Below are 11589 nucleotides of genomic sequence, written 5' to 3'. Positions count from 1 at the left end.
GGTATCTACCGGTGCGCGCGGGCCTGCACACCGCGGGCCAGTTTCGGCCCGAGCCAGCGCTTGAGGCGGCGCAGCGCCTCCAGCCGCCCGGCCGCGCGGTCGATCCGGTAGTAGAGCTGCGGCGGGATGTACGGCAGCAGTGGCGAGTGCCGCTGCCCGAGCAGGGCGAACATCTGCGCGGGCGGAAGGCCGATGTAGCGCGGCAGGTTCTCGTACCACTGCGCGCTGTGGCGGGCCGCGCTCTGCACGGACAGGAGCTGCGCCTTGCGCTCCCGCTCGTAGTGGGTGAGGGCGGCTTCGAGGTCCGTGTGCTCCCGCAGCGCTCCGGCCAGGGAGATGGCGTCCTCCAGGGCGAGGGTGGTGCCCGCGCCGATCGAGTAGTGGGTGGTGTGGGCGGCGTCGCCGAGCAGGACGAGGTTGCCGCGGTGCCAGGTCCGGTTGGTCAGGGTGCGGAAGGTGAGCCACTGCGCGGTTCCGTCGGCCTGCGCCCGGCCGATCAGCTCGTGCCCGTCCAGCAGGTCGGCGAAGAGCTTCTCCAGCAGCGCGAGACCGTCGGACTCACTCGCCGCGTCGAGCCCGAGGCCGGACCAGGTCCGCGGGGAGCACTCGACGACGAGGGTGCTCCGGTCGTCGCCGAACCGGTAGGCGTAGCACCAGATCCAGCCGTGGTCCGTCTCGACGAAGGAGAAGGTGAACGAGTCGAAGACCTTGGTGGTGCCGAGCCAGACGTAGTAGTTGCGCCCGAGGCTGATCTCGCTGCCGAAGTGGCCGGCGTGGCGCTCGCGCAGGGCGCTGTTGACTCCGTCCCCGGCGACGACGAGGTCGGCGTCGGGCAGCCGGTCGGCCTCGATCTCCCGCTCGTACTCGACGCGGACCCCCAGCGAGCGGGCCCGCTCGGCGAGCAGGTCGAGCATCCGGCGGCGGCCGATACCGAATCCCTCGTCACCGGGGTGCACGGTCGTGCGGTCGCCGACATGGGCGACCCCGTCGCTCCAGGACACCGAGTTCTCGCTGACGGCGAGCGCGGACACGGGGTCGCCCTCGCGCAGCTTGTCGAGCAGGCCCGCCCAGTAGGTCACTCCCCAGCCGTAGGTCGAACCGGCCGGGTTCTTCTCATGGACGGTGATGTCATGGGACGGGTCCTGGAGCTTCATCAGGATCGAGAAGTACAGGCTTGCGGGTCCGCCACCGACGCACGCGATCTTCACGCGCACTCCCCTATGTTGCACAAAGCGGTCAGTTGATCACGAAGGGTAGCAGGGGGTGTCATCCCCGGAGTTCACGCCAGATCGCGGGCGTGACCCGCGCCACCGGCCGCGGGCCTCGGCCGCAAGATCATCGGCGCCGAGCCTCCCGACGGGAGGATTTCCGCCCCCGGTCCACCGCGAACACCTCCCGACAGCAAGATCATCTTCGTTCAACCTTGCACGACATATCCACGATTGTCCGGATCACAGCCAACCGACATTCGGCGATTTCTCCCGTTGTTTGACGACCCGATAGGCATATCGGGTCATCAACACAGCTGATCACAGGAGGTCTTCGCATGCCGGAGCTCACTCGTCGCCGTGCCCTCGGGGCCGCTGCCGCGCTGGTCGCGGCCGCCGGGGCCCAGACCCTTGCCGCGTCCGCCGCGTCCGCGTCGCCGGAACGGCCGCCCACCCCGCGGTCGTCCATGGCCGACCACCACCACGGCGGCCCGGAAGCCTTCGACGAGGTCTACCAGGGGCGCCGCATAGAAGGCCGCCCGGTCACCGGGGGCGGTCACCATCACGGCGGCGGATACGCCGTGTTCATCGACGGCAAGGAACTGCACGTGATGACCAACGCGGACGGCAGCTGGATCAGCGTCGTCAGCCACTACGACCCCGTGCCCACCCCGCGCGCCGCCGCCCGCGCCGCCGTCGTGGAGCTGCAGGGGGCGCCACTCGTGCCCTTCGCCGCCAACTGAACCACCCGCAAGCAGATCGTGGAGTCCCGCACATGACCGTACGCAAGAACCAGGCGAGCCTGACCGCCGACGAGAAGAGGCGTTTCGTCGACGCGCTGCTTCAGCTCAAGCGCAGTGGAAAGTACGACGCCTTCGTCACGACGCACAACGCCTTCATCCTCGGCGACACCGACAACGGCGAGCGGACGGGCCACCGTTCACCGTCGTTCCTGCCCTGGCACCGCAGATTCCTTCTCGAGTTCGAGCGGGCCCTCCAGTCCGTCGACCCCTCGGTGGCCCTGCCCTACTGGGACTGGAGCAGCGACCGCACGGCGCGCTCGTCCCTGTGGGCGCCCGACTTCCTCGGCGGCACCGGACGCAGCCTGGACGGCCGTGTGATGGACGGCCCGTTCGCCGCCGCCGCGGGCAACTGGCCGATCAATGTGCGCGTCGACAGCCGTACGTATCTGCGCAGATCGCTCGGCAGCGGGGTGCGGGAACTGCCCACCCGCGCCGAGGTGGACTCCGTGCTCGCCATGGAGACGTACGACATGGCGCCCTGGAACAGCGGCTCGGACGGTTTCCGCAATCACCTCGAAGGCTGGCGGGGCGTCAATCTGCACAACCGGGTGCACGTCTGGGTGGGCGGCCAGATGGCCACCGGCGTCTCCCCCAACGACCCGGTCTTCTGGCTCCACCACGCCTTCATAGACAAGCTGTGGGCGGACTGGCAGCACCGTCACCCCCGCTCCGGCTATCTGCCGCTCAACGGCACCCCGAACGTCATCGACCTGGGCGAGACGATGAAGCCGTGGAACGACACACGGCCCGCCGACCTGCTCGACCACACCACGTTCTACACCTTCGACGCCGCCTGATCCCCCCGCCCGCACCCGGCCGGCCCGTACCGGCGGCCCCCGCCCCGGGGCCGACCGGGTGCGGAGACCGGGTGCGGAGACCGGGTGCGGAATCCTGACGGGTGCGGAAACCGACCGGTCGCCGGGGTCGACCGGATGCGGATCGGACTCGTGTCCGTGCCCGGCCTGCGTTCTAGGTCGCCACCGCGTGCAGGTAGCCGTTCTCGCTGCTCACGAAAGCCACCCCGTCCGCCACGGCCGGGGACGAGTACACGGGCGCACCGGTGTCGAACGTCCAGCGTGCTTCACCGGTGTCGGCGTTCACCGCGTACAGGTGGTGATCGGTGGCGCCGATGTAGACGGTCCCGCCGGCCACGACGGGCGAGGCGAGGCCGTTCTTGCGGGTCGAGAACTTCCACCGTCCGTGACCGTCGGTGTCCACCGCGCGCAGCTTGCCGTCGGCCGTGCCGGCGTAGACGACGTCGTCGGCCACGGCCGGCGCCGAGAACGCGGTGCCGACGTCGGGCGACGTCCATCGCCGCTCACCGTCCGCGGCACGCACCGCGTAGAGGGTGCCTTTGTCGCCGCCGGCGTAGACCACGCCGTCCACCACGGCCGGAGCCCCGAACACGGTCTCTTCGGTCGTGAGGCTCCAGCGCCGTTCGCCGGTGGCCGCGTCCAACGCGTACAGACTGCCGCGGCTCGCCGCGTAGACCACCGCGTCGGCCACGACCGGCCGCGCGGACACGAATCCGTCGGCGTGGTGCACCCAATGCTGCCTGCCCGTCAAGGCGTCCACCGCGTGCAGGCCGCCGTCCGCCCCGCCGACGTAGGCGACGCCGTCGGCCACGGCCGGTGAACCGGGTCCCCCGGCGAGGACCCGCCATCGCTGTTCACCGGTGGCGCCGTCCAGGGCGTAGAGATGGTCGTCCACGCTGTTGAGGTAGACGACACCGTCATCGACGACGGGCGACCCGAGGCCGACGCCGGTGAGCGGGCGCTTCCAGCGTGCTCGGCCGGAGGAGACCTCCACCGCGCACAGGTTGCGCGAACCGCTGATGTACACCGTGCCGTCGGCGACCGCGGGCGACGCGTAGACGAGCCCTCCGACAGGGAATCGCCACAGCCGTTCACCCGCGATGGCCCGGGGTCTCCGGTCGGAGGACCCCAGGTCGTGGATGTTCCAGCCGGCCAGGACGAGGCCGGTGACACCGGCGCCGAAACCGAGTACCTGCCGGCGGGAGGGGCCGCGTTCGGGCCTCGCGGTCTCTTCCGCGGCCCCGGAAGCGGGCGGCGGTGTCCGCTCCGTCCGCGCGCGGAGCATGGTGGTGACCGGATCCGGGAGCCAACCGGGCCCTGTGGGCGCGGGGTTGGCTCCCGGATCGCTCTCGGGGTCCACCGCGAGCCGCTCCAGCAGTTCGGCCACCGTGGGCCGCGCCTGCGGTTCCTTGGCCAGGCAGTCGGCCACCAACGTCCTCAAGAGGGGCGGGAGTCGGTCGAGTTCAGGTTCCTCGTGGACGATCCGGAAGCTCAGAGCGTGCGACGAGCCGCTGCCGAACGGTCCGGATCCGGTCGCCGTGTACGCCAGGACCACGCCCAGCGAGAAGACATCGCTCGCCGCTCCCACAGACTTGCCGGTGAGCTGCTCGGGGGACATGAAGCCCGGGGTGCCGACGGCGCCACCGGTGCGGGTCAGCGCACTGGCCTCCGCGGCGACGGAGATCCCGAAGTCGATCACACGCGGTCCGTCCGCCGCCAGCAGGATGTTCGACGGCTTGAGGTCGCGGTGGACCACGCCGGCCGCGTGGATCGCCTCCAGCGCCTCGGCGAGACCCGCTCCGAGCGCCCGTACCGGCCCCTCCGCCCAGGGACCGTGCACCGCCAGGGCCTCGCCCAACGCGACCCCGGGCACGTACGCCGTCGCGAGCCACGCGGGCGAGCCGTCCGGATCGGCGTCGACGACGCCCGCGGTGAAGACTCCGTTGACGCGTCGGGCGGCGGTGACCTCCCGGGCGAACCGGCGGCGGAACTCACCGTCCTCCGCGAGTTCGGGGCGCACCAGCTTGACCGCCACCGCGCGTCCTCCGGGCGACCGCCCGAGGTACACGCGTCCCATCCCGCCCGCCCCGAGCCGCGCCACGATCCGGTAGCGCCCGACCTGCCGCGGGTCCCCCGCGTCCAGCGCCTCTGATGCCTTCACACAGCCCCCGCCCGTGCCCCGCGTCCCACGCCCCGGCGTCCGCCGAAGATCCCTCATCCTCCCCGACACCCATCGTCTTCGCACTACCGTCCGGATACGACGTCGCGATCCGTCCGGGAGGGTCAACGGGCGGACCGCGCAAGGTGATCGGGGCGGGAAGCCGCGGCAGGGAGGAAGCCTCGGCGGTACCGGGAGGCCCGGACCCCGGCGGTCCGGGAACGCCCCGGCGCAGGCGGGCGGTGGTGTCGGAGAGCCCGGGCCGCCGGGGGGGGACGCCGGAGCGTCAGGCGCCGCCCGACTCCTCGGTCCGGCACTCCGGGTGGCCCCAGCCCTGGGCGTTCTTGGCGATGGGCTCGCCCGCCGCGTAGGAGCGGCCGCACATGCACCGGCCGGGGAACTTGGCGTTGATGGTGCGGCTCGACGTGCCCTGCCGGGGTGCCTTGGCCGCGGGGCGGCGGCGGGAGGCTCCGGAGGGGGCGGGGGTGTCGGGTGACGCCGGCGGTTCCGCGGACCCGAGGTCGCTGCCCGCGGGCTGCTGCACGATCGCGGCCTGGCTGGCGGCACGGTCGGCGAAGTCGTTCAGCCGGTCGCCGTCGATCTGGTGGGCGGGGACGTAGCGGAACTCCACCGTGCGGCCGGTGAGGAGTTCGTCGATACGGGCGACCAGTTCCTGGTTGGCGACGGGCTTGCCCGCGGCCGTCTTCCAGCCCTTGCGCTTCCAGCCCGGCAGCCAGGTCGTGACGGCCTTCATCGCGTACTGGGAGTCCATCCGGATCTCCAGCGGCACGTCCGGGGCGATCGCCGTCAACAGGCGTTCCAGCGCGGTCAGTTCGGCGACGTTGTTGGTCGCGGTGCCCAGCGGTCCCGCCTCCCAGCGGGTCGGGGTCTCGTCCCCGTCGGCGACGACCCAGGCCCATCCGGCGGGTCCCGGGTTTCCCTTCGAAGCCCCGTCACAGGCGGCCACAACGCGTTCAGGCATGACCCCGATCATGCCACGCCCGGTCGAGGGCGCCGCGCACGGGGCGAGAGCTCACCGCGCCCCGGAGAAGCCCGCGGTGTCCAGCAGGCGCAGACCGAGCGGCGTGGCAGCGTGCAGCACGTACTTCCCGTCGCGATGGCTGGCCACCAGTCCCCCGTCGCGCAGGACGCCGATCTGGTAGCTGACGCTCGGCATCGCGATCCCCACGGCCCGGGCGACCTCGGAGGTGGTGCGGGAGCCGCCGAACGCCACCTCGGTCAGAACGGCGGTCCGGGTGCGGCCCAGCAGGCGTTCGATCCCGTCGTCCGTGTTCCGCGCGACGGTCAGCGGGGCCTTGGCCACCGGGTAGACCAGCACGGGATCGAGCCCCGGGTCGGCGAGCGCGGTCGGGCGGCGCCAGCAGAAGAACGAGGGGACGAGGAGCAGCCCGCGCCCCTCCAGGTACAGATCCCGCTCGGTGGGATAGTCCACTTCGAGCACCGGGGCCCGCCACCGCGCGAGCGGCCGCAGCCCCTCCAGCAGCGCCTGCGTACCGCCGTCCAGGAGGGTCCGGGAACGCAGGTCGACATCGTTGCCGACCGCCGTGCGGACGTGCGGCCAATACGGCTCCAGCAGGGTACGGAAAGAGGCGGCGAGGGCGCCTGTCAGGGAGGTGAGCGTGTCGTTGCCGGGGCGGCCCAGCGAGGTCGTCCAGGCGGGCAGCGGACGGGACTCGGCCAGCCGCGTCAGCTCACGCGTCAACCGCTCCCTCGGGGTACGCCGTAACTCGTCGAGCCCGGCCGCGAGCCCACCGCCGGTGACCGGCGGGGTGAGGAAGTCCGGGATGTAGCCGGCCGCCGGGATCAGCGCCCGCAGCGGGCCCAGCGCGCGGCCCGCGACCGCGTCCTTGGAGAGACGGTCGCGGGCCGCACGCCTCCAGTGCCCGAAGTCCAGCGGCCCCTGTCCGGTCTCCAGCCGGCAGACGCTGCAGATCAGTTCCCACAGCGGATCCGGCTGCCGGGCCACACGGAGGTTCTGCAGATCGTGCGAGGTGAAGTGAATGCGCAGCATGCGGTCTCTTTCGCTCGCCGTCCTGGTGAGGGATGCGGCCACCCGAGGGTGCCACGGCCACAGGAAGGGACGAATACCGCAAGCGCGTGGTTGCCCGTGCGCGGGAACGCGTCAGGACACGTCCGACATCTTGGGCATCTCGCCGTGCGTCGTCGTCATGTCGATGACGGAGAACGCGGCGCCCTGCGGGTCGCTGAGCGCCGCGAACCGGCCGAACGGGCTGTCCATCGGCCCGAAGCGCAGGATCGCACCGCGCTCGGTCGCCTTCGCGACCGCCTCGTCGCAGTTCCCGACGGTGAAGTACACGTTGACGTACGACGGCACCTCGGGCGGGAAGTCGTCCGTCATCTTCATCCGGCCGAGGACCGGCTTCTCGGCGAGGCTGAAGATGCGGAAGTCGACGTTGTCGTCCTCCACCTGCTGGGCGCTGAAGGGGAAGACGGCCGGGAAGAACGGGTCGGACTTCTCGGGCTCGCGGGTGAAGACCTCGGCCCAGGCGTACGCGCCGGGCTCACCGATCGACTCGAAGCCCTCGTGGACGCCCGCCTCCCAGACGCCGAACACGGCTCCACTGGGGTCCCGGGCCAGCGTCATGGTGCCGAAATCGCCGACCTGCATCGGCTCCATCAGCACCTCGCCGCCGTTGTCCTTGATCTTCGCGGCGGTCGCGGCGGAGTCGGGCGAGGCGAAGTACAGGCACCAGGCGGACTGCCCCTCCTGGCCCGGCATCGGCGGCACGACGGCGGCCACCGCGTTGCCGTTGGAGTAGGCCTGCGTGTAGTTGCCGTACTCCGAGGACGCCTCGCCGAACGTCCAGCCGAGGACGTCCCCGTAGAAACTCTTGGCCCCTTCGACATCGCTGAACATCGCGTCCGCCCAACAGGGCGTTCCTTCAGGCTGTACGGCCATGACTCGACCTTCTCCGGTTCGGTGAACGGTTGCGCTGTTCACGCTAGCCAGCCTTCGCCCGGGTCGCGCGCCGAAGCGCGGGCGCTGCACGACACTGGAGTGCGGGGCGACCTGGTCGTCGACGGGACGGGGCACGGAATGATGATGCGGGCGTGGGAAGTGATCCGGCCGGGGCCGATCGAGGGGGAGCCGTTGCGCCTCGTCGGGAAACCGGTGCCGACGCCGGGACCCGACGAGTTGCTGGTGCACGTCCGCGCCTGCGGGGTGTGCCGCACCGATCTCCATGTCGTCGAGGGCGACCTGCCCGTGCGCCGTCCCGGGGTGACGCCGGGCCACGAGATCGTGGGCGTCGTGGCGGCGTCGGGCGACGGAGTGAGCGGCTTCGCCCTGGGCGACCGGGTGGGCGTCGCCTGGCTGCGCCGTACGGACGGCACCTGCGGCTACTGCGCGCGCGGGGCCGAGAACCTCTGCCCGGCGTCCGAGTACACCGGCTGGGACGCCGACGGCGGTTACGCGGAATACACGACTGTCCCGGCCGCCTTCGCCTACCGGCTGCCCGACGGGGTGGACGACGTCGCCCTGGCGCCGCTGCTGTGCGCGGGCATCATCGGCTACCGGGCGCTGCGCAGGGCGGCGCTGCCGCGCGGTGGCCGGCTCGGCCTGTACGGCTTCGGGGGCAGCGCCCATCTCTGCGCGCAGCTCGCGCTCGCGCAGGGCGCCACCGTGCACGTGCTGACGCGGGATCCGGCCGCGCGTCGGCTCGCTCTCGCCCTGGGGGCCGCGTCGGCCCGCGGGGCGTACGACGAGCCGCCCGAGCGGCTGGACAGCGCGATCCTGTTCGCGCCGGTCGGTGATCTGGTCCCGGTCGCCCTGCGGGCTCTGGACCGGGGCGGTGTGCTGTCGGTCGCGGGTATCCATCTGAGCGACGTGCCGCCCCTGCGCTACGAGAGCGACCTGTTCTACGAGAAGGAACTGCGCAGCGTCACCTCCAATACGCGCGAGGACGGACGGGAGTTCCTGGCACTCGCGGCCCGCCACGGCATCCGCGCCACGACACACGCCTATCCCCTGGCGGAGGCGCGGCAGGCCCTGCGGGATCTCAAGGCGAGCCGCTTCGACGGGGCGGCGGTGCTGGTGAACGACCGCCCGCCGCAGAGCTGAGCATGCGGGCGGGCCGCCCCCGTGCGTGGATGGACCCAGGCGGTGCTGCGGTGGAGGTGCGATGGCGGGCCTGGGCGGTGACGACACTGCGGGTGCGGGGGTGCCGTTCGGCGCCATGGAGGACGCCATCGAGTCGATCGGCACCACGCTCGACGAGCGGACCACCTGCGAGGAACTCGCCGCGTTCGTCCACCAGCACTTCTGCGACGCCACCGCGGTGGACCTGCTGCCTACGGATGTCGCGGCCGACCACCACTCCTCGGCGCCGGACCTCTCACGCGTCGCCGCGGCCGGCGACACCCGGCTGCTCACTCCGTCGGGCGGTCCGCGCCCCCTGTCCGTCCGGGCGCTCGACGAGGGGCATCCGATCGCCGCCGCGATCGACCTGTCCGGGCGGATCCCGCGGCAGGTCATGACCGTGCCGCTGCTCGCGCACGGACGCCTCTACGGGGTGCTGCTGGCCGTCCGGCGGGGAGCGGCGTTCTCCGACGCGGCCATGTCGGGCACGCACTACGCGGCGCGCCTCGCGGCCGTCCACCTCGGTCACTCCCGCCGGCACAACGCCGTCCGCAGCACGGTCCTGGACCTCCAGCGGGCGCTGCTCGCCGAACCGGGCCGGCCGCATCCGAACCTCGACCTCGCCACCCGCTATCTGCCGGCCGGGGGCAGCACCCTGGTGGGCGGGGACTGGTTCGAGACCGTACGGCTGCACTTCGGGCGGACCCTGCTGGTCGTGGGCGACGTGATGGGCCACGGCCTGGACGCGGCGGTGGACATGAACGCTTACCGCTCGATGCTGCGCTATGTCGCCTCCACGGATCTGCCGCCCCACCGGGTGCTGCGCCGTCTGGACGCGGCGGTCGCCGAGGACGGCACCCGGCGTCCGGCCACCTGTCTGCTCGTCCGGGCCGATCCGGCGCGCGGCACCGCGGCGATCGCGAGCGCCGGGCATCTGCCCCCTGTGGTGTTCGCCGGGGACGGCTCCGGCGAACTGCTGTCGCTGCCGGTCGGCCCGCCGCTGGGCACGGGGGTGGGCGGCTATGAGCAGGCCACCCGCGCACTGGCCCCCGACGACACCCTGGTGATGTTCACCGACGGTCTCGTGGAGCGCCGCGAGGAGGACATCGACGAGTCGCTGGCGAGGCTGGCCGCGCTGCGTCTGCCGCCGGGTGCGGGAGTCGACGACCTGCTCGACGAGGTGCTCGTCAAGCTCGACGCCCGGCACGCGGAGGACGACGTGGCGGTACTGGCGGCCCGGATCCGGCCGCGGAACCACCCGGCGTGAGAACGCTCGGGATCTGCTCTTCCGGCCTGGACCGGCGCGGTCGGTGCGGCCGGCCCGTTCAGTCGGTGAGGTCGACGCGGACCGTGGTGAGAGCGGCGCCGACCATCCGGACGGCGGCACTGTTGAACCGGGGCAGACTCTTCAGCCGGGCGCGGGCGTCGTCGCCGTGCAGTACGTGGGCGGTGCCCGTGTGCCAGCGCCCCTTGACGCGCACCCGGACTCTCGGATCGGCCAGGATGTTGCGCACGTACTGCGACCGCTCGCCGTACTCGGAGACGAACCAGAACTCCCGCCCGACCAGCCGGCCACCGATCGGCGTCCGGCGCGCCAGACCCGAAGTGCGTCCGGTGGTCTCGATCAGCGTCTGCACCGGCAGCCGCTTGAGGACGGGATTGCCGATCCGCCGCTGGAACGCCGTGACCGTGCGGTACTTCAACTCGTGGTGGCGCGACATGAGTGATCCTCCCCTGGGCCGTGGAACGCCATTCTGCGGGCGCCGGGACTGCGCCACCGCACCGCCCCTGCCGCTCCCTACGACATCCGGCCGCGCAATCCCTCCGCCACCACGTGCGGGGGCTACTCCCCGGCGTACACCTTCGTCAGGGCCGCGATGTCCAGCTTGGACATCTGGAGCATCGCCTGGAACGTGCGGGCCGCCTTCTCCTGATCCGAGTCGCCGATCATGTCGATGAGCCCGGCGGGGACGACCTGCCAGGAGAGTCCGTACTTGTCCTTGATCCAGCCGCACTGGCCCGCCTCACCGCCGTCCTCGGTGAACTTGTTCCAGTAGTGGTCCACCTCTTCCTGATCGGCGCAGTCGATCTGGAACGAGATCGCCTCGTCGAAGGTGAACTGCGGGCCCCCGTTCAGCGCGACGAACTTCTGGCCGTTGGCCACGAACTCGGCGGCCAGCACCGAACCCGCGGGTCCGGGCCCGCCCTCCGGGTAGCGGCCGATCCTGCCGAGCTTGGAGTTCTTGAAGATCGAGACGTAGTAGTGGGCGGCCTCCTCGGCCTGGCCGTCGAACCACAGACAGGTGGTGAAACCGTCGGCGGGCATGTGTACCTCCTCGGGCGGAAAACGTCGTCACTTCTGTCGACTGATCCTCGTCCGAAAACTCATCTGTCGCGCGCCCACGATTGCGCCCGCGAAGGCCCGGAGCTGTCGCGTCATCGGACCTACCGACCGGTAGCGGCGAGCGGCAGCGCTTCCGGCGCC

General features: G+C 71.9%; 11 protein-coding genes. 4 read left to right on the top strand and 7 right to left on the bottom strand.

Annotated features, from left to right (window positions below; all coding sequences use genetic code 11):
* Positions 1–5: 5 nt before the first annotated feature.
* Positions 6–1208 carry an FAD-dependent monooxygenase gene (locus tag ABZX90_RS28785; protein WP_351123206.1) on the bottom strand — a complete coding sequence of 401 codons (1203 nt, stop codon included), beginning with the start codon at positions 1206–1208 and terminating at the stop codon, positions 6–8.
* A gap of 338 nt (positions 1209–1546) precedes the next feature.
* On the opposite strand from ABZX90_RS28785, the gene ABZX90_RS28780 reads away from it, so the two are divergent.
* Complete coding sequence (locus tag ABZX90_RS28780) at positions 1547–1951, top strand: tyrosinase cofactor (protein WP_351123203.1); 405 nt, start codon at positions 1547–1549, stop codon at positions 1949–1951.
* Between the two features lie 32 nt (positions 1952–1983).
* Positions 1984–2808 carry a tyrosinase family protein gene (locus ABZX90_RS28775; RefSeq protein ID WP_351123201.1) on the top strand — a complete coding sequence of 275 codons (825 nt, stop codon included), beginning with the start codon at positions 1984–1986 and terminating at the stop codon, positions 2806–2808.
* Between the two features lie 172 nt (positions 2809–2980).
* On the opposite strand, the gene ABZX90_RS28770 is transcribed toward ABZX90_RS28775, so the two are convergent.
* The 4 genes from ABZX90_RS28770 to ABZX90_RS28755 all read right to left on the bottom strand — a co-directional run bounded on the left by ABZX90_RS28770 (position 2981) and on the right by ABZX90_RS28755 (position 7925).
* Positions 2981–4987, bottom strand: a complete 2007-nt coding sequence (locus ABZX90_RS28770; protein ID WP_351123198.1) for a serine/threonine-protein kinase — start codon at positions 4985–4987, stop codon at positions 2981–2983.
* A gap of 283 nt (positions 4988–5270) precedes the next feature.
* Positions 5271–5978: a ribonuclease H gene (locus ABZX90_RS28765; protein ID WP_351123196.1), complete on the bottom strand. Its 708-nt coding sequence runs from the start codon at positions 5976–5978 to the stop codon at positions 5271–5273.
* Positions 5979–6017: 39 nt separating this feature from the next.
* On the bottom strand, positions 6018–7016 hold the full coding sequence (locus ABZX90_RS28760; protein WP_351123193.1) for a helix-turn-helix domain-containing protein: 999 nt from the start codon (positions 7014–7016) through the stop codon (positions 6018–6020).
* Between the two features lie 111 nt (positions 7017–7127).
* Positions 7128–7925, bottom strand: coding sequence for a VOC family protein (locus tag ABZX90_RS28755; RefSeq protein WP_351123190.1), 798 nt, complete (start codon positions 7923–7925; stop codon positions 7128–7130).
* A gap of 144 nt (positions 7926–8069) precedes the next feature.
* Here ABZX90_RS28755 and ABZX90_RS28750 point away from each other — a divergent pair, with 144 nt between their 5' ends.
* Together ABZX90_RS28750 and ABZX90_RS28745 are read left to right on the top strand one after the other, a co-directional pair.
* Positions 8070–9086 carry a zinc-binding alcohol dehydrogenase family protein gene (locus tag ABZX90_RS28750; protein ID WP_351123358.1) on the top strand — a complete coding sequence of 339 codons (1017 nt, stop codon included), beginning with the start codon at positions 8070–8072 and terminating at the stop codon, positions 9084–9086.
* Positions 9087–9147: 61 nt separating this feature from the next.
* Positions 9148–10371, top strand: coding sequence for a GAF domain-containing SpoIIE family protein phosphatase (locus ABZX90_RS28745; RefSeq protein WP_351123187.1), 1224 nt, complete (start codon positions 9148–9150; stop codon positions 10369–10371).
* Between the two features lie 58 nt (positions 10372–10429).
* Here the strand turns inward: ABZX90_RS28745 and ABZX90_RS28740 are convergent, their stop codons facing one another.
* Both ABZX90_RS28740 and ABZX90_RS28735 read right to left on the bottom strand, forming a co-directional pair.
* Positions 10430–10825: a nitroreductase/quinone reductase family protein gene (locus ABZX90_RS28740; protein WP_351123184.1), complete on the bottom strand. Its 396-nt coding sequence runs from the start codon at positions 10823–10825 to the stop codon at positions 10430–10432.
* A gap of 122 nt (positions 10826–10947) precedes the next feature.
* A complete protein-coding gene (locus ABZX90_RS28735; RefSeq protein ID WP_351123181.1) occupies positions 10948–11430 on the bottom strand; it encodes a VOC family protein in 483 nt (160 codons plus the stop codon).
* Positions 11431–11589 lie beyond the last annotated feature (159 nt).

Origin of the sequence: Streptomyces sp. NPDC002935 (assembly GCF_040611295.1) — a bacterium.
In the GTDB taxonomy this organism is placed as follows: domain Bacteria; phylum Actinomycetota; class Actinomycetes; order Streptomycetales; family Streptomycetaceae; genus Streptomyces.
The sequence above is the reverse complement of the archived record's forward strand: the minus strand, read 5'-3'. Positions and strand labels throughout refer to the sequence as shown.

Coding starts and splice junctions, on each gene's coding strand:
- ABZX90_RS28760 (WP_351123193.1), bottom strand. CDS start 7,016: ATGCTGCGCATTCACTTCACCTCGCACGATCTGCAGAACCTCCGTGTG.
- ABZX90_RS28765 (WP_351123196.1), bottom strand. CDS start 5,978: ATGATCGGGGTCATGCCTGAACGCGTTGTGGCCGCCTGTGACGGGGCT.
- ABZX90_RS28745 (WP_351123187.1), top strand. CDS start 9,148: ATGGCGGGCCTGGGCGGTGACGACACTGCGGGTGCGGGGGTGCCGTTC.
- ABZX90_RS28755 (WP_351123190.1), bottom strand. CDS start 7,925: ATGGCCGTACAGCCTGAAGGAACGCCCTGTTGGGCGGACGCGATGTTC.
- ABZX90_RS28740 (WP_351123184.1), bottom strand. CDS start 10,825: ATGTCGCGCCACCACGAGTTGAAGTACCGCACGGTCACGGCGTTCCAG.
- ABZX90_RS28750 (WP_351123358.1), top strand. CDS start 8,070: ATGCGGGCGTGGGAAGTGATCCGGCCGGGGCCGATCGAGGGGGAGCCG.
- ABZX90_RS28780 (WP_351123203.1), top strand. CDS start 1,547: ATGCCGGAGCTCACTCGTCGCCGTGCCCTCGGGGCCGCTGCCGCGCTG.
- ABZX90_RS28775 (WP_351123201.1), top strand. CDS start 1,984: ATGACCGTACGCAAGAACCAGGCGAGCCTGACCGCCGACGAGAAGAGG.
- ABZX90_RS28735 (WP_351123181.1), bottom strand. CDS start 11,430: ATGCCCGCCGACGGTTTCACCACCTGTCTGTGGTTCGACGGCCAGGCC.